The organism is Pseudoalteromonas sp. S327, assembly GCF_005886415.1.
Taxonomy (GTDB): domain Bacteria; phylum Pseudomonadota; class Gammaproteobacteria; order Enterobacterales; family Alteromonadaceae; genus Pseudoalteromonas; species Pseudoalteromonas atlantica.
Genome location: NZ_PNDP01000036.1, coordinates 39,212 through 61,530, shown reverse-complemented (window position 1 = coordinate 61,530; position 22,319 = coordinate 39,212). Strand labels below are relative to the sequence as shown.

General features: G+C 40.4%; 18 protein-coding genes. 10 read left to right on the top strand and 8 right to left on the bottom strand.

What is annotated here, in order from left to right:
- Positions 1 to 223: 223 nt before the first annotated feature.
- A complete protein-coding gene (locus CWB60_RS12200) occupies positions 224 to 1,393 on the bottom strand; it encodes a DcaP family trimeric outer membrane transporter (protein WP_138579012.1) in 1,170 nt (389 codons plus the stop codon).
- 418 nt (positions 1,394 to 1,811) lie between these two features.
- On the opposite strand from CWB60_RS12200, the gene acs reads away from it, so the two are divergent.
- From acs to CWB60_RS12185, 3 genes are all read left to right on the top strand, one after another.
- Positions 1,812 to 3,752: an acetate--CoA ligase gene (acs, locus tag CWB60_RS12195; RefSeq protein WP_024033109.1), complete on the top strand. Its 1,941-nt coding sequence runs from the start codon at positions 1,812 to 1,814 to the stop codon at positions 3,750 to 3,752.
- Positions 3,753 to 3,856: 104 nt separating this feature from the next.
- Complete coding sequence (locus CWB60_RS12190) at positions 3,857 to 4,507, top strand: response regulator transcription factor (protein WP_004586197.1); 651 nt, start codon at positions 3,857 to 3,859, stop codon at positions 4,505 to 4,507.
- 308 nt (positions 4,508 to 4,815) lie between these two features.
- Positions 4,816 to 6,411 (top strand): AbgT family transporter, encoded by a 1,596-nt coding sequence (locus tag CWB60_RS12185; RefSeq protein WP_138579014.1) that lies wholly within the window; start codon positions 4,816 to 4,818, stop codon positions 6,409 to 6,411.
- Positions 6,412 to 6,734: 323 nt separating this feature from the next.
- On the opposite strand, the gene purU is transcribed toward CWB60_RS12185, so the two are convergent.
- Together purU and CWB60_RS12175 are read right to left on the bottom strand one after the other, a co-directional pair.
- The gene (gene purU, locus CWB60_RS12180; protein WP_138579016.1) at positions 6,735 to 7,565 is read right to left on the bottom strand and encodes a formyltetrahydrofolate deformylase; all 831 of its coding nucleotides are present in this window, start codon (positions 7,563 to 7,565) and stop codon (positions 6,735 to 6,737) included.
- A 297-nt stretch (positions 7,566 to 7,862) separates the two neighbouring features.
- Positions 7,863 to 9,749: a hypothetical protein gene (locus tag CWB60_RS12175; RefSeq protein WP_138579018.1), complete on the bottom strand. Its 1,887-nt coding sequence runs from the start codon at positions 9,747 to 9,749 to the stop codon at positions 7,863 to 7,865.
- A 344-nt stretch (positions 9,750 to 10,093) separates the two neighbouring features.
- Between CWB60_RS12175 and CWB60_RS12170 the strand changes: the two genes are divergently transcribed.
- The 3 genes from CWB60_RS12170 to CWB60_RS12160 all read left to right on the top strand — a co-directional run bounded on the left by CWB60_RS12170 (position 10,094) and on the right by CWB60_RS12160 (position 13,616).
- The gene (locus tag CWB60_RS12170) at positions 10,094 to 11,071 is read left to right on the top strand and encodes a DNA topoisomerase IB (protein ID WP_138579020.1); all 978 of its coding nucleotides are present in this window, start codon (positions 10,094 to 10,096) and stop codon (positions 11,069 to 11,071) included.
- Between the two features lie 211 nt (positions 11,072 to 11,282).
- A complete protein-coding gene (locus CWB60_RS12165; RefSeq protein ID WP_138579022.1) occupies positions 11,283 to 12,599 on the top strand; it encodes a L,D-transpeptidase family protein in 1,317 nt (438 codons plus the stop codon).
- Between the two features lie 15 nt (positions 12,600 to 12,614).
- On the top strand, positions 12,615 to 13,616 hold the full coding sequence (locus CWB60_RS12160) for a D-Ala-D-Ala carboxypeptidase family metallohydrolase (protein WP_138579024.1): 1,002 nt from the start codon (positions 12,615 to 12,617) through the stop codon (positions 13,614 to 13,616).
- Positions 13,617 to 13,719: 103 nt separating this feature from the next.
- Here CWB60_RS12160 and CWB60_RS12155 read toward each other — a convergent pair whose 3' ends face one another.
- Positions 13,720 to 14,037, bottom strand: coding sequence for a hypothetical protein (locus tag CWB60_RS12155; RefSeq protein WP_138579026.1), 318 nt, complete (start codon positions 14,035 to 14,037; stop codon positions 13,720 to 13,722).
- Positions 14,038 to 14,422: 385 nt separating this feature from the next.
- Here CWB60_RS12155 and CWB60_RS12150 point away from each other — a divergent pair, with 385 nt between their 5' ends.
- The 4 genes from CWB60_RS12150 to CWB60_RS12135 all read left to right on the top strand — a co-directional run bounded on the left by CWB60_RS12150 (position 14,423) and on the right by CWB60_RS12135 (position 19,388).
- The gene (locus CWB60_RS12150) at positions 14,423 to 16,090 is read left to right on the top strand and encodes a methyl-accepting chemotaxis protein (RefSeq protein WP_138579028.1); all 1,668 of its coding nucleotides are present in this window, start codon (positions 14,423 to 14,425) and stop codon (positions 16,088 to 16,090) included.
- Positions 16,091 to 16,396: 306 nt separating this feature from the next.
- Positions 16,397 to 16,870, top strand: a complete 474-nt coding sequence (locus CWB60_RS12145) for a MarR family winged helix-turn-helix transcriptional regulator (protein ID WP_052026274.1) — start codon at positions 16,397 to 16,399, stop codon at positions 16,868 to 16,870.
- Positions 16,871 to 17,016: 146 nt separating this feature from the next.
- Complete coding sequence (locus tag CWB60_RS12140) at positions 17,017 to 17,766, top strand: serine/threonine-protein kinase (protein WP_138579030.1); 750 nt, start codon at positions 17,017 to 17,019, stop codon at positions 17,764 to 17,766.
- Between the two features lie 269 nt (positions 17,767 to 18,035).
- Positions 18,036 to 19,388, top strand: coding sequence for a magnesium transporter (locus CWB60_RS12135; RefSeq protein ID WP_024033089.1), 1,353 nt, complete (start codon positions 18,036 to 18,038; stop codon positions 19,386 to 19,388).
- 42 nt (positions 19,389 to 19,430) lie between these two features.
- Here the strand turns inward: CWB60_RS12135 and CWB60_RS12130 are convergent, their stop codons facing one another.
- From CWB60_RS12130 to CWB60_RS12115, 4 genes are all read right to left on the bottom strand, one after another.
- Positions 19,431 to 20,264, bottom strand: coding sequence for a mechanosensitive ion channel family protein (locus CWB60_RS12130; RefSeq protein ID WP_004586209.1), 834 nt, complete (start codon positions 20,262 to 20,264; stop codon positions 19,431 to 19,433).
- Positions 20,265 to 20,301: 37 nt separating this feature from the next.
- Positions 20,302 to 21,021, bottom strand: coding sequence for an LrgB family protein (locus CWB60_RS12125; RefSeq protein WP_138579032.1), 720 nt, complete (start codon positions 21,019 to 21,021; stop codon positions 20,302 to 20,304).
- Positions 21,014 to 21,367, bottom strand: coding sequence for a CidA/LrgA family protein (locus tag CWB60_RS12120; RefSeq protein WP_138579034.1), 354 nt, complete (start codon positions 21,365 to 21,367; stop codon positions 21,014 to 21,016). Before CWB60_RS12120 ends, CWB60_RS12125 begins: the two co-directional genes overlap by 8 nt.
- 72 nt (positions 21,368 to 21,439) lie before the next feature.
- Positions 21,440 to 22,231 carry a crotonase/enoyl-CoA hydratase family protein gene (locus CWB60_RS12115; RefSeq protein WP_054982702.1) on the bottom strand — a complete coding sequence of 264 codons (792 nt, stop codon included), beginning with the start codon at positions 22,229 to 22,231 and terminating at the stop codon, positions 21,440 to 21,442.
- Between the last annotated feature and the right edge of the window lie 88 nt (positions 22,232 to 22,319).

The window sequence follows — 22,319 nt, the reverse complement described above, 5'->3', positions numbered from 1 at the left end:
AAGAGGGTGTTATTTCTGTACAAACTTTTATCTGAGCTCTTCCAAATGCTGCTATTTAAGCTTATTTAAGCGCTAACCGTGTTTAATTTACTGAAAATCTCAGACAAAAAAGCACCCTTAAATACCATTACTATCACAGTATTATTAAACCTTTTAAACAGAGTTCAAGTTGTATAGCTAAAAAAAGCGGCCTAAGCCGCTTTATTGTGATCACTATGTTTAATTAAAAATTGTATTTTACAGAAAATTGTAAGCGCTCTAAATCACCGTCAATACCACTTTCTGTTTCGCGCTCGGCATGTTTAAACTCTGCACCAAATGTTAAACGCTTAACCGGTGAGTATAAAATGTTTGCACTAAAGCTTTGGCTTGATTCAACAGGGTCGCCTGATATTGTTAATAGATCGGTGTTGTTGTCAGCACTAAAGAAAGAATATAAGAAGGTTGAGCGCCACTGGCTTGCCCATTTATGTTGATAAGCAACAAAACCAGATGTTGAGTCTATTGCATCAAGCTCATCGCCATTAAGCACTGCACCATGGGCAACATTTAAGCCCACGTAACGACCAAGGCCTTTACCTTGAGTAAGCATAAATTTAAGGTAATCTTCGCCAAAATTTACACGGCCCGAAGCGCTAATACCAAACGAGGTTTCATCAGCGTCAACATCGCCTACTTTATAAGTAAGTTGGCGAGCAAGTGCTGCAACTACAAAGTTACCCCAATCGGCATTGTGTGTGTAGCGCGCAGTAAAATCAGGAAGTGACGCATCATCTGTTTCTACACGTGCGCCACCTTGAGTGGTAATTGTGCTTTCTGGGTTTTCTAATGAGAACGACCAAGCACCGGTCGTGTACTTAATTTGCGTTTGGCGAACAAAAACAGTGCCTTCAGCAGGGCCTACAAAATCAAGTGTTTCTGCCAGTGCACCCACGTTTTGAAAGTTTGACCATGTTTGACCAAATAACCAGCCATCGTAAGTTACAAATGCATGGCGAATACGTGGTGCATATGAGTTTGATACACGCTCGTTACCGCCAGGTGCCGATGCTAAAAAGTCTAACTCTATTTTAGTTTTAACTGTTTTACCGTTATCCATTAACGTTGACGTACCAAAGTTAAAACGTGACTCACGTGCATGCATATCAAATACGGCATCCGAATCATCGTCATCGCCTACTGGCAGTGTACTTGGTACGTAAAAATCACGCCCTACATTTGAGCCATCAGGAGCGCCTGCAGAGTAATCACTCCACATTGTATCTAGCTTAATGTATCCGCCGTAAGTAAATTCGGTGTTACCTACTTTAGCTGCAGTTGCCGCATAAGCCGTGCTTGTTAAAGCACATAATACAGCACTCGCTGCAAGAGTTTTTAATGGGGTAAATTTCATTGTGGTGTCCTTTAAAGGCTACTTGTTGTTTGTTGCTTTTTAAACGTTCAAATGTATTACTTGCTACAGGTATTACTTACGAATAAAAATTTATTTATCTTGCATCATGCTACGATTTCGTTAAATAAGTGTTTAACTTGCATGGCTGCATCATTATTTTAATGTCCGAAAACCACTTTTAAATATGTGCAAAATTTACTCAATTACCTATTGGTCTATAAGACGAAGGTTTAAGAGTAATTCAATGGCCACTTACTTATATTTAACATACTGTATTTCTATGTAAAAAAGTCATGAGCGGCGAGATTATAAACCACAAAACGTTAATTAGAAGGGTTGTACAACTAAGGTCTAATACTTAATAAAGTACTGCTGAGTAATCCTTTAATCATGGCAAGTTATTAAAATGGAGACTGAGATGTCACAAAGTATCTATCCTGTTCCTGCACATATTGAAAAAACGACGTTAGTTGATAACGAAAAATATAATACACTCTACAAACAGTCGATTGATGACCCACAAGGGTTTTGGCGTGAACATGGCCAGCGCTTAGATTGGTTTACTCCGTATACTAAAGTAAAAAACACCTCATTTGATAAAGGCCATATCGATATAAAATGGTACGAAGATGGAGTTTTAAATGCCTCTTATAACTGTATTGACCGCCATTTAAAAACCAAAGCCGATAAAGTTGCGCTTATTTGGGAAGGAGACAACCCAAACCAAAGTGAAAACATTACCTACCAACAATTACATGATGAAGTGGCGCGCTTTGCTAATGGTTTAAAAAAACTGGGCGTACAAAAAGGTGACCGAGTTGCTATTTATATGCCGATGACGCCGCAAGCCATTTACGCCATGCAGGCCTGTGCACGTATTGGTGCTATTCACTCGGTTGTATTTGGTGGTTTTTCTCCCTCTGCCATTGCAGATCGAATTAAAGACTCTGGCGCTAAAGTGGTGATCACATCCGATGAAGGTCGCCGAGCTGGCAATTGTGTTCCTTTAAAAGCGAATGTTGATGAAGCCGTAGCGCAAGAGTCGGTGACAAGCATTGAACACGTTATTGTACATCAGCTAACCGGTGGCGAAGTTGATTGGAACGAGCACGATATTTGGTGGCATGAGCTTGTAGCTGACCAACCTGCGCAGTGCGAACCGGAGCCAATGAATGCAGAAGATCCACTCTTTATTTTATATACATCGGGCTCTACTGGCCAACCTAAAGGGGTTGTGCATACTACAGGGGGTTACTTAGTTTACTCATCAATGACCCACGAATACGTATTTGATTTACAAGAGGACGACGTATATTGGTGTAGCGCCGATGTAGGTTGGATCACCGGCCACAGCTATATTGCTTATGGCCCACTGGTTAATGGCTGTACGCAAGTGGTATTTGAAGGCGTGCCGACCTACCCAACCGCAGGGCGCATGGGGGAGGTGATTGATAAGCACGGCGTAACCATTTTATACACTGCACCAACCGCTATTCGAGCGTTAATGGCTAAAGGCGATGAGCCAACCGCGTCATCAAATCGTCAAAGTTTACGCATTTTAGGCTCGGTGGGTGAGCCCATCAACCCTGAAGCATGGACGTGGTATTACGAAAATATTGGTAATGCTAACTGCCCAATCGTAGATACGTGGTGGCAAACCGAAACGGGCGGCATTATGATCACCCCACTGCCTGGTGCCACCCAAACTAAGCCAGGTTCAGCAACGCATCCGTTTTTTGGTATTGCGCCGGCTCTATTTGATGCAGAGGGTAATACACTAGAAGGTGCCGTTGACGGTAATTTAGTGATATTAGATAGTTGGCCTTCACAAGCGCGTACTGTTTATGGCGACCACGAACGTTTTGAACAAACCTATTTTAGTGCTTACCCCGGTGTTTACTTTACAGGTGACGGCTGTCGTCGTGATGAAGATGGCTATTACTGGATAACAGGGCGTGTTGATGACGTGCTTAATGTATCAGGGCATCGTTTAGGCACCGCTGAAATAGAAAGTGCGCTAGTAGCTCACGAAGCTGTAGCAGAGGCCGCCGTAGTAGGTTATCCGCATGATATTAAAGGCCAAGGTATTTATGTTTACATTACGCCAAATGAAGGCGTTACTGTAAGTGATGAGCTGACAACTCAAGTACGTAATTGGGTACGTAAAGAGCTAAGCCCAATAGCTTCCCCTGATATGATTCAATGGTCGCCAGGCCTACCAAAAACGCGTTCAGGTAAGATTATGCGTCGAATTTTACGTAAAATAGCCGCAAATGAACACCAACAGCTAGGGGATACATCAACACTTGCAGACCCAACCGTGGTAGATGAGCTCATAGAAAACCGATTAAATCGTTAAATGCGCGTTAAAAACTTGATTACAAGTTGATTCTAAACGTAGTATATCGGCTGTCAGTAAGTACTTTATACCTTATTGGCAGCCGAATTTATTAGGAGCGAACCATGAGTCAGTTTTTAATAGCGGATGATCATCCGTTATTTCGCGAGGCACTAAAAGGAGCATTAAGTGCTAAGTTTGATGATTTAGAGGTATTTGAATCATCAGATTTTGACAGCACACTGCAAGTACTTAGCGAACAAGAAGATCTTGATATATTACTGCTAGATTTACACATGCCAGGTAATGGCGATTTATATGGCCTGATCCGCATTCGCGAAGACTACCCAAGCTTACCCATAGCGGTTGTCTCAGGAAGTGAAGACATCAACATAGTGTCTAAGGTAATGGGTTATGGCGCAATGGGCTTTATTCCTAAGTCATCATCTTCAGATGATATTGCTAATGCTATAAACCAAATACTAGAAGGCGATACGTGGCTTCCAAAAGAGTTAAAAAATAAAGTAGCCGAAATAGAAGGAGAAGACAGAGAAATTGCCGCGCAGGTTGCATCGTTAACGCCGCAGCAATATCGTGTATTGCAATACCTTCATGAAGGGTTACTAAACAAACAAATAGCCTACGAACTACATATTTCTGAGGCAACAGTCAAAGCACACATTACTGCAATTTTTAGAAAACTTGGCGTTTATAACCGTACCCAAGCCGTTCTTATTGCAGCTAAATTACAGCTAGAACCAATAGAGCAAGCTTAAAATATTAAAAGCGCTAAAATCTGTTTATCGTTTAAAAATAAATTTACAGCCGTATGTTTGGTGTTTAGGCAAAGCCGTGCCTGGCTAATGTGCTTATTGCCTGTTTATAGGTGATAAGCGCTTACAAATACCAGATATTCGCTGCTCTAGGTAATATGGCAAGACTGAATAAACTTCAATCCACAAAAGCCAATACACTCAAGCAGCGCTTTTTAAACTTAAAACCTACACGTCATTTACCTTTTATACATGATCTCTTTTGCAAACAATGCTAGGTTAGCGCAATTTTGTAATTTATAGAGCCAAGTATGACAGACTCCACACACTCACCTAATAATCAACCTAAAGACAATAACGGCTTATTTAATCGCTTTTTAGCAACCGTTGAGTTTTTAGGAAATATGCTTCCTCATCCCATTACTTTATTTGCGATATTTGCGGTTTCAATTGTGCTAATAAGTGGTATTGCCGATTGGTTTGGGCTAAGCGCAATTGACCCAAGACCGATTGGGGCAGCAGGGCGTGCGCCTGATGGAGTAATTGAAGTTGTTAGTTTACTCAGTGCTGAGGGGCTACAGCGTATTATGGCTGGCTTGGTTACTAACTTTACCGGTTTTGCGCCTTTAGGCACTGTTTTAGTGGCACTACTTGGGGTAAGTGTTGCAGAGCATTCAGGGCTACTCTCTGCTGCTATGCGAGGCATGGTTATGGGCGCGTCAAAGCGTTTAGTTACCTTTATGGTGGTGTTTGCGGCCATAATGTCTAACACAGCTTCTGAGCTTGGCTATGTGGTTTTAATTCCGCTTGCAGCCATGATATTTCATAGTTTGGGGCGCCACCCTTTAGCTGGCTTAGCGGCTGCCTTTGCCGGTGTTTCTGGCGGCTATAGCGCTAATTTACTACTTGGCACAATAGACCCATTATTAGCAGGTATAACTACGCCTGCAGCACAAATGATTGACCCAACGTACGAGGTTGGCGCCGAGGCTAACTGGTATTTCATGATGATATCAGTATTACTTATTGCCGCACTGGGTACACTCGTAACCGAAAAAATAGTAGAGCCGCGTTTAGGTAAATATAACCCTGATGAAGCCAGTATCGACTTGTCACAAAACAATATTGATACACTTACCGCGTTAGAAAAAACCGGTCTAAAATGGGCGGGTGTTGCTCTATTAGTGGTGCTGTCGTTATTTGCTTGGACGATTATTCCTGCCGATGGTATTTTACGCCACCCAGAAACAGGCCAAGTGGCAGGCTCGCCTTTTTTAAAAGGAATAGTCGCAATTATATTTGTAACTTTTAGTGTGCCAGGCTTTGTTTACGGGCGTGTTGTTGGCAGCATGAAAAACGATAAAGACGTTATTAACGCAATGAGTAAAAGCATGAGCTCAATGGGTTTATATATAGTATTAGTATTTTTTGCAGCCCAGTTTGTGGCCTTTTTTAAATGGACTAATTTAGGCACTATTTTGGCAATTAATGGTGCAGCACTATTACAAGCGTTAAACCTTACTGGCCCAGAAGTATTTGTATTGTTTATATTAATGTGTGCAATGGTTAACTTGAGTTTAGGATCGTCATCGGCGCAGTGGGCGATTACGGCCCCTATTTTTGTGCCTATGCTTATGCTTATTGGTTACGCACCAGAAACCATTCAAGCGGCGTATCGTATTGGTGACTCTGTGACTAACTTAATCACCCCAATGATGAGCTATTTTGGCTTAATTTTAGCGGTGGCAGTTAAATATAAAAAAGACATGGGTATAGGAACGTTAGTGGCCACCATGTTGCCATACAGTATTGTGTTTTTTATCGGTTGGGTCATTTTATTTTACGTATGGGTGTTTGCTTTAGGCTTGCCAGTAGGGCCTGAGTCACCTATTTATTACACACCTTAATGGTGGATGCCAATTTACAATTAATTACGGTGAATTAATTACGGTGTCGGATAAAACACAGCTACATCTAATATCTGACTCTAATTAAGCTGTTAGGCACAAAAAAGCCAGCATAAGGGGAGAGCCCTGTTGCTGGCTTTATTGTATGTAAAAAGGGGTCTTATACCAATCCGCAATAATACTTAATCATTTTCAGGGGCTAAACGTGTCGCTATCTGCGTTAAAAAATTCTCATTTAGAGCAACTAAATAGCGAATTTTTTGCCTTGCTATCAACACGTTTATCCATCCTCAAAATAGATCACTTAATTATGCGGAATGGTATTAGCTAAATACCACGGTTTTATTACCGTTAATAAATAGTTTGTGTTCAGAAGCTAGTTGTAAGGCTTTACTAAACACGGTTTTTTCTACGTCTTTACCCATTTTAGCCATCATTTCAGCGGTATTAGCGTGCGTTACGCTGGTGACGTCTTGTAAAATAATAGGGCCTTCATCTAGCTCATTATTTACAAAGTGAGCCGTAGCACCAATAATTTTTACGCCGCGCTCAAATGCTTGATGATACGGTTTAGCGCCAATAAAGGCCGGTAAAAACGAGTGGTGAATATTAATAATTTTGTTCTCAAAGCGACCCACAAACTCAGGACTTAGTATGCGCATGTATTTTGCTAAGCCAATAATGTCAGGGTTATAAGAGGCAATTAAATCACCTACTTTTTCATCATGCTCGGCGCGACTTAGGCCTACGTGCGAAACAACATGAAAAGGCACATCAAAGCCTTTTGCTAATGGCTCTAAATCTGGGTAGTTGGCAATTACAGCTAATACTTCAATATTTAACGCTTGCTCAAACTGTTTAAGTAATACAGACCCTAAGCAATGTGCTTCTTTTGTTGCAAGCAGTACCACTTTAGTTTTTGTATCATCATGTAGAGCAAGTTGTGCACCCTCAGGTAATAAAGCGCGTAATTGCGATAAAAAGTCACTTTGTGGTTCGCCGGTTAGTTCAGTGCGCATAAAAAAGCGCCTGGCGTCTTTATCTACAAATTCGTTATTACGTGTAATATTTAAATTGTGCGCGTGGCAAAGCCCTGTAATTTTGGCAATTAGGCCTACATCGTCGGCACATTGGGTGGTTAGTATATAGCTCATTTTCCTCATTCTTACCCAGTTTATAATTGCTTCATTATTTGGTTTTTAACGCATAAAGCAAGGGGTTTATGCGTAAATTTAGAATTAATCGGTCAAATAGGTATAAATGATTCAATAAAGTGAAGGACAATTAAAAATACGTTAATAATAAGGCAGGTAAACACCATAAATTTTAACAAGCGGGTATTTAAAAAAGGTTTAGTGGTGTGTATTTAGTGCGCGCACGGTTTGTAACCTAGTTGCCTAGATTACAAACCGCGGCGCAGTTTAGCTTTTACAAATATAGCAAAGCGATTATTAAGCTTTAGGCTCTGGTGTTAAGTTCTCTTCTTGCCTTAGGTAACCAGCGGCCTCTTCATCCTCTTTTGTTATTGCTTGCTGAGTAGGTATTGCACGGGTTTGTTGGTTTAATTGATGTATTTGCGATGCATTGCCTAAATCGCGCTCACTGGTAATGGAGGCTATCGATTCGCGGTCTTTTAGAAAGGCAATTACATCATTTTTAATGGCTTGTAATTGACCTTCATCTTTGTGCATTTCCATTATATGGCGAGGATGTTCAAGGTTTTTCATACCGGTGGCAGCAAACGTGCTCGTAATAACACGAGAGACAATGACCCATGGCGTGATACTGCTGCGCACTAAGGTGTTTTCTGAGCGAGTGCTGTCGTGAATACCTGTACCCGTTGAAATTTTAGATTCGGTAAATGTACCTTCGCACTTAAAGTACACAAGTAATGATTCAAACTGCATTTCGGCAAAAAATAAATGAGCACAGTTAGCCAATAAACGAGCAAAGGCTTTAATAATCACTGCTATTATTAAAATATGAACACTGCTCATTAGTAAGCTACTAAACTGTATAACGTTTTGATTATTAAACGCTTGCTGTAAATTATTAATATTAGCGCTATCTATGTAGTAATAAATATCTATTAATGAATAGGCTAACAACACTGTTAATGCTAACGCCACAATATAAAGTAAATTAGCACTTATTAGCGCGACTAACCTGGCTAGGGTAAAGTTTTTACCTAGCTCCATAGCGTGTAGTTTAGGCTGAACCTCTTGAATCATTTCGCCTTTAAAACCGCCTTTACCCTCTATTTGCTCTTGCAATTTTGGGTCTAGCTCGCGGTAAACTCTATTAGGCACTTCTTTGTAGCGTCTATTTGCCATGACAAGATTATCAAGGTTTATAAATACTTCATCAGGGTGAACAGACTCTTGCCAGTTTTCACGTAATTCTGACACTTCGGCGGTAGGGGTCACTGCGTTTAAGCGTGCTTTGATCATTGTAAATACTAATGCGCAGCTTAACGTTGCTAATATAATAATTGCAATGAAGTATATGCCAGCATGCAAGTTTGGCAGTTGTGCCATCCACGCGTCTATTTCTTGTTTGCTGATATGTTGCTCTTGCATTAGCCACGACATAGAAAGGCCAATAACAATCGGCAAAATAAATGACAACGAAATAATTTTAGCTAATGTACCGCCTCCCAGCGCTTCAATGTTTCTTTCAGCATTGCGAGAGATAGGTTTGCTACTTGAGCGCCAAGAAAAAAGCACATAAAACATTAAAATAGCACTGTAAACCGGAAAGGCTAATTCGCCAGCTTCCCCAGTAAAGCCCGACAGCGAAACAAACGCTACAAGCCCATAAGCAATTAAGGCAACAAGCGTGCTCACCCATGAGCCAAATAATCGCTGCGCAACATTTCGGATTGGGTAAGGTAAAAATAACAGTTTGGGAATTAAGCTGTGTAACAAACGAGATAAAAACCCGTTAGGCTCTTTAAAGGTACTGTTTTTACGACCAACCAACATTTCTTCGAGTGATTGGGCGTTATAGGCTACTTCTTTTTTTTCTTCTTGCGCGGTAGAGCTTTCAGACTTACTAAAATTATACGCAAGCGACGTAGGGTGGTTTCTGCCTACAAAATATTTTAAGGTGGCATAAATACCTGACGATAAAGAGCGAATACCCAGCGCTAAAATAAACATGCCAAATAGCATTAAAATCCAGCCTGCGGTGGTACTTTCTTTCACCGAGCTTGCAGCTATAACAAGTAAACTTACGCCTGCTACCGACTCAATAATACCTCTTAGCGCGGTTACTTTACCTTCCAACTTAAAGGGGTTTTTTAACCCAAGATCAATAGAACCATAATCAAATGCCATTGTATGCTCCTTGTAAACAGCACATTATTTAAGGGGGGTTACCAGTTTTGCAATAATACTTAATCATTTGCGGGCCCAAACCTAGTGTTAGCTATGTTTTTCCGGGCTCAAATAGACTAATTAATTAAGCGAGTTGGTATTATTATCCGTGTATATTTTGGCCAAAACGAGCATAGCTAAACGATACCAAAAGGTGCAGTTTATATACTTAAGCAGGTAATTAAACTAAACGGATTTTTATATTATTGTTCAATTTTTGATTATATATCAATAACGTTGTTCAGTTTAAGGTTATTTTACAGTGATACATTTATTGATGGTGGTTTAAGTTGCTAGGAGCATAAATGAAACTAATCTACGTAGATGATAATTTACCCGGTATAACCCGTAAGCGTAAAAACAAAACGTGGCTGTACTTTGACCCAATAGGAAAGCAAATTACCGATCAAAAAGTGATTGATCGTTTAAATGCGTTAGCGTTTCCTCCCGCCTACAAAAATGCTTGGTTTTGCCCTGAAGAAAATGGCCATATTTTAGCAACGGGGATAGATAGTAAAGGCCGTAAGCAATACCGTTACCATGAAAATTTTAGAGCTCAACAAGAGGCGAAAAAATACCAAGCCTGTGGGGTGTTTGGCAATAAGCTGCCATTACTGCGTGCCCGTTTAGAAAACGATTTACAAGGGGATGAGCTCAGCGTAGAGCGCACATTAGCTGCGGTAGTTAGGCTTATGGACTTAGGTGCATTGCGGGTAGGTAACGAGCGAAATGTAAAGCAAAACAAAAGTTTTGGCGCCACAACCCTGCGCAATCGCCATGCTAAGCTTACGGGTAAAAATATACAGCTACGGTATCGGGCTAAATCGGGCAAAGAGCGCGAGGTAAACATAACCGATAGAGTGCTTAGCCATGTAATTAAAGACCTACAAGATTTACCCGGTCAGCATTTGTTTCAATATATAAGCGATGGAGAGCGCACAAACGTAACCTCTAGTGAAATTAACCAGTATATTCAACAAATTATGGGTGAGGACTTTAGCGCTAAGCACTTTAGAACCTGGCGAGCCAGTGTTATTGCCTTTAAGCAACTTGTAAAAGCAAAAGGCGCACTTAGTTTAAAGAGTATGCTCGAGAGTGTGTCTGAGCAGCTAGGTAACACGCCCGCTATTGCCCGTAAATCGTATGTTCACCCGGATTTAATTGCCTTGTGTAAAGAAGATGAACAAACTCAAACAGCGTGGCGAGAGTCGCTTTCTTTACCGCGAAAAACAAAATACTTGAGTCGTTATGAGCGTGGCTTTTTAGCCTTTTTAAAAGACTAATTGCTATAGCAACTTTACACACTACAGCAACCAAATTACATAATTGCGTAGTTGAAGTGTTTTTTAATTACCATGTAAAAGTTTAAAAAGTTATTAAATTTCAGTGTGTTGTGTTTTTGTTTTATTTTGGCACCTGCATTGCACCTTCAAATTACTGTTAAGCAGTAAGTACAAAAGCATTTATCAATGATATTTAGCGAGGAGGTACAAAGTGAAGGGGTTATTTTCAAAGGCATTGTCTACAAAGGTAAAACACATTACGTTACACGCTACGCTCGCAGGCTGCGTTAGCACCTTGCTAACAGGGCAAGCGCTAGGCAGTGCAGATCTTGAAAGTGTGGCACTTGCCAACTCTTCATTGACCACTTACAACTCGCAACAACAATTGCAAAATGGCGATTATTATTTTGATCAAAATGCATCACAGTTAATAGCGCGCACCGAAAAAGCAATTAACTGGTACACAGAAATAGTTAACAGTGGCGGGTTTACCCCTTTATACACCAATGAGTTGCTTGAACTTGGCAGCACCAGCAAGGCGGTGAGTCAGTTAGCACTGCGTTTGTATCAAGAGCGTGACTTAACCAGTAATGTATGTGACAGCGCAATGTGCACATTTGATAAAACCATAGAGCAGGCTGTGCAACAGTTTCAGCGTCGCCACGGTTTAAAGGTTGATGGGCGAGTAGGAAAGCACACCTTAGCTAAGCTTAATGTACCCGCTAAGAAAAAATTGGCTAAATTAAAGCTTAACTTTTACCGCATAACTAACTTCGCAGGCTCAAGTGATTCGCAGTATGTGTATGTAAACATACCTGAGTACACCTTGCGCTATGTAAAAGCAGGCGAAGTAAAACTACAAAATAACGTTATTGTGGGTAAGCCGAGTTGGGAAACACCTGCCTTTAGTGACGAAATCGAAAAATTTGTAGTAAACCCTGAGTGGCGCATACCAACCTCTATTGCAACCAAAGAAATAGCACCAAAGGTGGCAAAAGATCCTCAGTACCTTGCTAAAAATAATATCGAAGTTAGAAAAAGCAGCTACCTAGATTCTAAAACAGTTAATCCCAGTAATATTGATTGGCAGTCTATTAAGCCCTATCAGTTTGATCACTTTTTAGTTAAGCGTGCAGGGGATGAAAACCCACTTGGCGAAGTAAAGTATTTGTTTCCAAATCCTGAAGCCATTTATGTTCACGATACGCCAGCAAAGCAGCGTTTTAACCAAGCGCAGCGTGCGTTATCACATGGTTGTATAAGGGTTGAAGAGCCATTTTCATTGGCGCGTGAAATAATTAAGCACCAAGGTGAAGAGCGCACCCTTAAGCAAGTGGATAAAGCCAGAGATACCGATACCACTCAAACTTTTTATTTAAATGAGCCCTTACCTATTCATTTAGTGTATTGGACGGCGTGGGTTGATGAAGACATGCTCGTTAATTTTAGAGACGATATTTATCAACACGACGCAAAAGCATTACTTAAAAACGAAGATCAGTCAGTCATTGCTGCATTGATTAAATAGACTATGAGAGGATTTATGCCGTTTATACCGAGTATTTTAGGCTGCATATTAGCGCTTTGCGTAAGCGTAGGTAGTTATGCCGCCGAGCCCGTGAAAAAAGCACACCCAAGCGTTGATATTCAAAATAAAGCAAATTTTGAAGATGCAGAGTTTAGCCTAAAAATTAACGACATAGTAGTGCCGTATTCGGTGTTTTCTGTATTTGTGATGCCTAATGAGGCAGTTGAATTTGAAGTGCTTTACGCACAATCAAAACGATCCTATTCATTTATTAATAACCATAGCAACGCCACCTTAACGGATACAAACCGCTGGCAGTGGCAGGCGCCTAAAAAGCCTGGCTTAACACGGGTAATTATTGAATCCCCCGACAAAAAGCAACGTATGACAATTAATGTGTTTGTTAAAGTACCTGCAGATGAAGTACAAGGTGGAAAGCTTAAATATTACCACATTGGCCATTACCCAACGCCCTCACAAATTAAAGATAGTAAGCATTACATAGTGCCCGATGGTTTTGTAAAGGTGACCCCAGAGAACGAAAATATAAAAATATCACCGCATTTTTCTCTTAAAGAATTTGTGAGTAAGCAACGAAGTAAGCACCCTAAATACTTATTTTTACAAAACAAGTTGTTACTTAAACTTGAAAAAATACGCAAAGAGCTGATTTTAGAAAACATACCGGTTAAAAATATGGTGGTAATGAGCGGTTACCGCACCCCTTATTACAACAAAGCCATTGGTAACGTAAAGCTTAGCCGCCATGTTTTTGGCGATGCTGCCGATATATTTATAGATAATGACGGCGACTACCGTATGGATGATATAAACAACGACGGCAAGCACTCTATTGGCGATGCACAAGCTATGGCTAGCATAGTGGAGTCGCTCGCTAAGCGAGAATCATTTAAAGGTTTACTTGGCGGTTTAGGTGTTTACGGGCCAAAATCGCATCGCGGTGCATTTATACATGTTGATACGCGTGGTTTTAAAGCGCGCTGGGTGAGTAAGTAATATATGTTTCATGGTTAGTAATCACGTTAGCATAAAAAGTATTGGCAATTTTTTATTGCCAATACTAAGCAGGTCACTTTACTCAAAATTAAAGTGCAAAGATTCAACTCAATAACAGCCATGTTATTAAAACACATAAGGTATAAGACTCGTTCAAACCAATTAAGCGAAGGTTGAAGATGTCTGAAATTAAACGGTTCCAAACTTCTTTAAATAGTGCCGACAAAATACAGGCGCTTATAATCCACATTGCTAGCAATAGCGCCATTTTTACTGTGAATGTTTGTATATAAATATCAATAAGGCTATTCGTTTGATATGTACTCCCTACATCAAACGTCATTAACGTACACAACAAGCTAATAGCCCACAAAGCTATGGTTGCAAAGATATTAAAGCGCGTGGTAATTCCTTTTTTCATTAAAGATATGTCCTTTTTAATTAAAGTTAGCTTTACTTTTGTAAGTTACCATTAATGGTACAACGGTTCTACTGCAGCATAAAAGTTTCGTACTCAAGCTCTTCAAATTGTTTTGATAAAACCCTAGGTTATTAAATCTGATTTTATAGATAAAAATAGTTAGCATTAGACTAATGTAGCGCATCATTAGTATGTTCAAAGATTTATATAAAATTATAATATATCTAATAACGCCATTAACTTGGCAACACTTCACTTCTATCAAAACTATATGTGGGCGTTAATATTATATCCATATAGTGGGTTTAACCTTATTAAACCTGTTCTATAAGTATTTATTAAAGTTACTAAATTTAATGCTTTACGCATTTACACCGGAGAGTTAATGAGTAATTTGAGCTTGAGAAATAAACTTTTATTACTGGCTATTTTACCGTTGAGCTTGTTATTAATTAGCTTAATGGCCAGCTCGTACTATTTAGAATCGCAAAACCAGCGACAAAATTTTGAAACAATTAAATCTAAACTCATTAAAGACAAACACACGCTACTTGCCACCGAAGTGGAAATAGCAAGCAAGTTGGTACGCCATCAGTTGGATAACGGATCAACACAAAGTGTTAAAAATGTCCTTAGGGAGCTTACTTTTGGTGACGACGGTTACTTTTTTATTTACGACACACGCGGCGTTAGTGTGTTCCATGCCTTGTTAGGAAGTGCTATTGAAGGGCAAAATAAAATAGGGATGACAGACCCAAATGGTAAAAAAATAATTGTTGGATTATTAGAGCAAGCACGTAAAGGTGGCGGGGCATTTAATTACCATTTTCAAAAGCCAAATACCAACGGGTTAGTAGAGAAAATAGGCTATGCCGTAATGATACCAGGTACCGATTGGATGATTGGTACGGGTGCCTATATGGATGATATACAAACAGAGCTTGCAAATTATAAACAAACTATGCAATCGCATACTCGCGAAAAAATAACCACCTTGTTATTAATTGCCTTATTTTGGGTTGTGGTTAGCGTAGTGGGCGCACTTTTAGCGTCTAACGCTATGGTTAAACCTATCCAAATAATGGGCCAAAGCTTAGATGATATTGCTAAAGGTGAAGGCGACTTAACAAAACGCCTAGCTATACATACGCACGATGAAATAGGGCAGTTGGGCGAATCGTTTAATGTGTTTGTTAGCAAGCTGCAAAGCATTATAAGTAATGTGGCTGATGTTACTCACGATGTAAAAAACGCCTCAAGCGATATTAATTCGCAAACAAAACTGTTTGAAAATAAACTGCTTAATCATAACCACGAAACAGACCTAGTTGCCACAGCGATTACCGAAATGTCGGCTACTTCTCACGAAGTGGCTAAAAATACCACGCAAGTTGCTGAGTCTACTCATACGGCAACGCTAGAAGTGGCAAAAGCGCAAGAGTGCGTAGATATTTCACTAAGTGAAGTTTCTGACCTTATGGGCGAGATTAACCTAGCTGCGGATCAGGTAAATTCTTTAAGTGAGCAATCTAAAAAAATAGACAGTGTACTTAGTGTAATAGGTGGCATTGCTGAGCAAACTAATTTGCTTGCACTTAACGCCGCCATAGAAGCCGCACGTGCCGGCGAGCAAGGTCGGGGTTTTGCCGTGGTGGCAGATGAAGTAAGAAGCTTAGCGAGTCGTACACAACTTAGTACCCATGAAATTAGTGAAATGCTAAGTGAATTACATAACCTAGTGGGCGCCGCGGTAAATGCCATGCAGGCGAGCCAAGCAAGTTGTAATCGCTCAGTTGAGTCATCGCGCGATATATCGCAAAGTTTAGGCGCTGTGACTACGTCGGTTACCACCATTAACGACATGAGTACGCAAATTGCAACCGCTGCAACAGAGCAAAGCTCAGTGACAGAAGAGATAAACCGTAATGTGTTTGCCATTCAAGAAATTGTTAATGAACTAACCCAAGCAAGTAAGGCCACCTCTGAGGTTAGCCAGCATTTAGCAGGGCGCGGTGAAAACTTAGGACAATTAATAGGGCAGTTTAAGGTTTAAAACGTCATTGCATAAACCACTACTAGCCGCAACTTATGTTGCGGCTTTTTATTTTAAATACAAAATGGTTTAGAGGCTGTTTGCTTTTTGAGGTTGAATTTTTAGCAACGTACTTTTATTTGGTAAAGCTGTGCTTATATTTTAAGGTTGCTGCACAGGCATAGGCGATAACGCAGTATTAACGCCAAACATGCCAGACCCTAGCTAGAGCAAATTTTTATTTTTGAAAGTACGCTAACCCTAGGGAATTTTATTAATTATGTGTAGTCTATTACACGCATTTTGAATAAACAGAGTAACCCTTATATGCAACAAAGTATGCCTTCAGTACAAAACGCCGACCCCGAAACGCTCGTAGCAGAGCAAGACCTAGGCCGGTTGATATCGTTTTTACGTTCAAAAATTGCCACACACATTGATGCCCAACTCGATTGTATGGACTTAACCTCTGCGCAATATATTGTGGTAGTGCTATTAGCGCGTGGCTCAGTAAACACATTAGCCGGACTGAGCGATCATATGGTGTACGATAAAGGGGCGATGAGCCGTTTGTTAAAGCGTTTAGAAGAAAAAGACTTAATTGAAAAAACACAATGTGAGTTTGATAAACGCTCTACACTTTTAAGTTTAAGTGATAAAGGCAAAGCGCTTTATCCGCAAATAATGCCCTTAGTAAATCAAGTGTACGAAAAAGCACTTAGCGGTTTTTCTGAAAATGAAAAACACAGCGTTATGGACTTACTAAACCGAGCAATAAACAACCTAGATACACCTTCTTAAATCTCTAAAAAAGATTATCAACATTTTAGCGATACTGTTTCAATAAAAACTTAGCCTGCTAAGTACTAGATCTAATTGTGCGGCAAATCCAACTTTGCTAATATAGTTGCCTAGGCAATTAAAGTTATCATCTTGTTAGGTTTGTTATGATTGAAAATAAGTTGTTATCACAATTACAGCAGCAGTTTCCTGAACATGTATTTATGCAACAGTATTTAAGTGTTGTTCATAAAGGGCGTTTTGCGAACGCAATTGTATACAGGTACAAAGATGATACGTTTGACTTAATAGTAAAAGACTTTAGCCAAAGCCCGTGGTTTATTCGTAAAACCTTTGCCAAGCTTTCTGTAAATCAAGAATTTAAAGGGTTGAGCCGCTTAGCACAGCTTGATGCAGTTGCTAATCGGTTTAGCCGTTTATCGCCGATAGCGGTGGCGTATGACTACATAGAAGGCACGCCGCTTAGGAGCTTAATACACCAGGGTGAGACGTTGCCTGTTGAATTTTTTATTGAGCTTGAACGCCAAGTTGCAAAAATGCACCGCCTAGGCATTGTGCATTTAGATTTACGTAATATGGGCAATATATTATGTGGTAGCGATGGCAAGCCTTATATCATTGATTTTCAGTCAACCATTAGCTTTTCGCGCTTTGCGCGTTGGTTGCAACGTTTTATGCGCGGCTCTGACATGTCGGGCGTATATAAAGCGTGGGATAAGCTAAGTAGTACACCTTTGCCGCGTGCTAAGCAGCAGTATTTACAGCGTTTTAACCATGTTCGTAAACGCTGGATATTTAAAGGCTACCCAATACAACGTGCATATGCATGGGGTGCTGCAATGGTCACGCAGTTTGTAAACTCTGACCTAATACGTAACTTAACCGATAGATTTTAATTCCCCTTTTTTCATTGTGTGACTTTGCCCATAACAGCTTAGCGTTATGGGCTTTTTTTTGGCTAAAAATAAGGCCAAAAATTTTTTTTTAATTTTTAAAATAAACAGTAGTATCGCTGGTGTTTTTACCCCTACAATGCGCAAAAATAATGAGCGCAGTTTCAACCATCAAAGCTTAAAGCGTCTTAATAAGTTTAGGTTTTTTCTGCAATTTTTTATTGTTCAAGTAAACTATAAGCAATGTGCATTTTTAAATTTAAGGTTTCAAGATGATTGAGTATCCAGTCGACCAACTACCGCAGCTAATAAACGATTTATTACAATGCGAAACACACACGCAAAAAAGCCAGCTTTTAGCCGATGCACAGCTTAATTTATCTACTGAGCACCTATCGCTACTTTTTGAAGCCATCCCAAAAGAACAGCGTCTAGAAATTTGGCAGCTATTAGATAAAGACACGCAGCATGAAATATTTGTCACCCTGAGCGATGACAGCTGCTTATGGTTACTACAAACCTTAGATGATAGCGAGGCATACGCGCTATTAGATGAAGTGAATGTTGAAGAATTACTTGAGCTTGAAGAGGTTATTCCTGAGCGCTTTGTTGATTATGCTAAAAAGCAACTCGATGAAGCACAAACGAAACAATACGATCTTGCTCAGCAGTATCCGCCTGAGCAATTAGGTCACTGGGTTGGTTTCGACTTTCTAAAAATAACTGAAAAAGCAACAATTGCAGGCGTTAAAAAATTACTGCACAAAGGTTTGCCGCAATACAGCGAAGTTGTGTATTTAGTTAGCCGCCAAGGCAGCCTAATAGGTGAACTTGCAGTAAATGATTTAATAAAAGCCGATGAAGGCGATAACCTATTGGCGCTGGCAAACTATGATTTTTCATCATTGCATGCTGATGATGATTTATACGAAGCGGCAGAAGTGGTTATTCACAGTGAAAAAATGGCCATGCCGGTGGTTAATACCGATAACAAATTAGTCGGGCGTTTAACCATTAGCTCGGCATACGAACTACGCCAAGAAATTGCCGACGAAGCTGCGGCCAAAGCTGGTGGTTTACGCGAAGACGAAGACCTGTTTGCCAGTGTAAGAAAAAGTGCTAAAAACCGGGGAATTTGGCTGGGTATAAATTTAGCCACTGCGTTTTTAGCATCTTGGTTTATTGGCTTATTTGGCGCAACAATAGAGCAGGTTGTGGCACTGGCGGTACTTATGCCTGTGGTGGCCTCTATGGGCGGAATCGCCGGGAGTCAAACTTTAACGGTAATAGTGCGCGGTTTAGCGCTTGGCCAGGTAACCGACTCTAACCGCAATGCACTTTTAAAAAAGGAGCTACGGGTGGGTGCGGTGAACGGCTTAGTGTGGGCATTAGTGATTGGCGCGCTCACCTTTGTTTGGTTTAGCGACATAATGCTAAGCATTACAATTACCGTTGCTATATTGCTTAACTTAGTGGCTGCGTCGTTAGCTGGGGTTGTTATACCGTCTATTTTAGACAAAATGAAAATAGACCCTGCGCTTTCTGGCTCGGTAATATTAACCACGGTTACCGATATAGTTGGGTTTGTGACCTTTTTAGGGTTAGGCAGTTTATTACTGCTTTAAGCTATAAAACAACAAAGCCGCATTAAGCGGCTTTGTTTTTTATTAAGAAAGGTCGCGTTCTTTAATAGTAACCACCCGCTGCGGAAAGGGTATTTCTATCTCAGCGCTATTAATGGCTTTATAAACGCCTGCGTTAATAGCAAGTTTGGTTTCTATTATTTTGGTTGTAGGCACCCAATAGCGATAACTAATGGTTACGCCGCTATCGGCAAAGCGCTCTATGCCTACTTGAGAAATAGGGTTTTGAGCCACCTGGTCATGAGCCTTTAACACTTCTTCAATAAGGCTAACAGCGGTATCAGCGCAAGCAGTATAGGCTATGTCTATTTCTCCTTTAACTAACGAGTAGCTAAACGAGTTGTGAATAATTTCACCCACTATGTGCTTGTTAGGAATAGTGATTTCTACCTTTTCTTCATCAATTAAAATGGTGTAACCCAGTTCAATTGTTTTTACTTGGCCGCTGACCCCTTTTACTTCAATGGTATCGCCTACCACAAAAGGGCGCGTGGCAATAATAGCAAGGCCTGCGCCGTAGTTTGAAAGCATCCCTTGTAAGGCCAAACCCGCACCTAGAGAAGCAGCACCTATAGCCGCTACAAAGGGGGTAACACTAATGCCTATTTTGCCAAGCGCTATCACTACAACCATCACAATAAGCAATACTTTTACCACGTTACTGACAAAGCTGGTAAGCGTGATATCGATGTTGTGACGAGCCATCAATTTAGCGACTAAATTTGAGAGTTTTTTAGCCACCCACAAACCCAGTATAAGAATAAAAACGGCACCCACAATTTGCATGCTGTAGGTAACTAAATACTCAGTGAGCATGGTGTAGTATTTTTCAAATTGTTCTATTTCAGAACTGATCATAGTGGGCTCTTTATATTGCGTAATCATTTTTTGCTAACTATAGCAAAGTGTTGACTAAAAAAGGATATAGCACGGGGACTATTATGGCGGTTAATAATGCGCTTAAAGCCATAGCAACCGAGGAAAACGCGCCTATTTTTGAGTGCTCGTCCAGTGCTGCTGCGGTGCCTATAGCATGGCACGCAGTTCCCATTGCTATTCCTTGAGCTTGGTGGTTATTAACACCTATCCACTTAATGAGCATTAACCCAAAGAGTGCACCTAGTAAGCCAATAAATATAACTAATGCTGCGGCAAGAGAACTAATCCCCCCTAAAGACTCAGTAACTATTAACGAAATAGGCGTAGTTACACTTAATGCAGCTACGGAGGCGCTTAAATTGGCGGGTACATCAAATAAAATACTTAAAATAAAAGCCACCACAGTGGCGTTAATAATGCCTAAGCTACACGTGCTTACTATTAACAGTAGATTTTTTCTGACATGTATAAACTGCTGATACAAAGGTAAGGCCAGTGCCACTATAGCAGGCTCTAATAGCCAACTAAGTAGTTGGCTATGCGTGGAAAAATCAGCATAAGGTAATTTTAAATTAACAAGCACTAAGGCAATAATCGCAATACTTAAAAACACCGGGTTGGTGAGCGACTTTACTATGCTGTGCTGCCAGTGTTTATTAAACGCTCTTAATAATAAAAACAGCAAAATAATAGCGGGAGTTGTTAAGTACCATAGCGTAAGGTGCAGCTCAGTCATTGTTATTTTTACCTTTAACATAGCCAACAACGCTGCTTACCAGTAAAAGCGTACTGGCAGGGACGAGCAAAATAACCAAAACCAAATAGGGCCAATGCAGCTTAATAAGTGCAATGTGCTCGATAAATCCTACCCCCGCGGGTATAAAAAATATTGGCATAATATTTAAAATAGGGGAGGCCGAGGGCTTAATATAGTGCTCTTTCACTACACCTAACAGTAATAAACTCAGTAAAATAACCATGCCAAGGAGCGGCGCAGGGAAGCTGCCACCAATTAAGTGCATTATTAATTTAGCACACCCTAAGCACAGTAAAATAATTGCACTGCTAAGCAAGTACTTCATGATAATGGCTCATTAATATAGAAAGAAATTAACGTTAGCAAATACGCACTATTATTAAATGCTAATTTAGTCTTACCAGCGCTTTGAATTTGCATAGCTTATATCTGTTTTCCCTTTTGCTTTGGCAATTGCTTTTTTAGTATTAGGATTGAGTAACAAGCGAATTTGGCTAAACGTTTCTTTAGCTAAAATTTGTCGTTGGTTTGTTGTGTAGCTTTGTTGAGTAACGCGCTTTATCGCTGCCAGTGTATCGGGGGAGCGTTCACGTAATATATTTAACATGCGCTGTGTGGCCTGTTCGGTATTGTCTGTAAGCTCTGTGACTAACCCCAGCTCGTAGGCCGTGTGTGCACTAATAGGATTGGCATGGCTTGCCAGCCACAGCGCTTGGTCGCGCTTTAATAAACCAGCAAGCACTACATTAGCGCCCATATCGGGGCATAGCCCCCAACGCGCTTCCATAATGGCCAGTTTTGCTTGGGTATCAACAATTCTATAGTCGGCGCCCAATGCTATTTGTAGCCCACCCCCTAAACAGTTTCCGTTTATTTGCGCAATCACAGGTACGCTTAACGATTGCCAGCCCAGTACCACTTTTTGCGCTAGGTTTTGATTGCCAGGTAGCCATTTTAGCAACAGCCTAACAATGTTTAATGGTGAGGCCATCACTGCAGCCACATCAAGCCCTGAGCAAAAATGCTCACCATCACCTTTTATTACTACGGCGCGAACACTTTTATCTTTTTTGATACGTTTAATAGTGCTGTTTAATTGCATGAACATATCAAAGCTAAGTGCATTTTGTTTTTCTGCGCGGCTTAAAATAACGTTAGCAATGCCTTGTTGTATTTCTAGTTTTATCATTGCGCTCTCCTATTATTATGTGTTTGAGCTTATGATGTACGCCTTACTAAGTAAAGTAACGGTTTGTTTTATAATAAAAAATAAATTG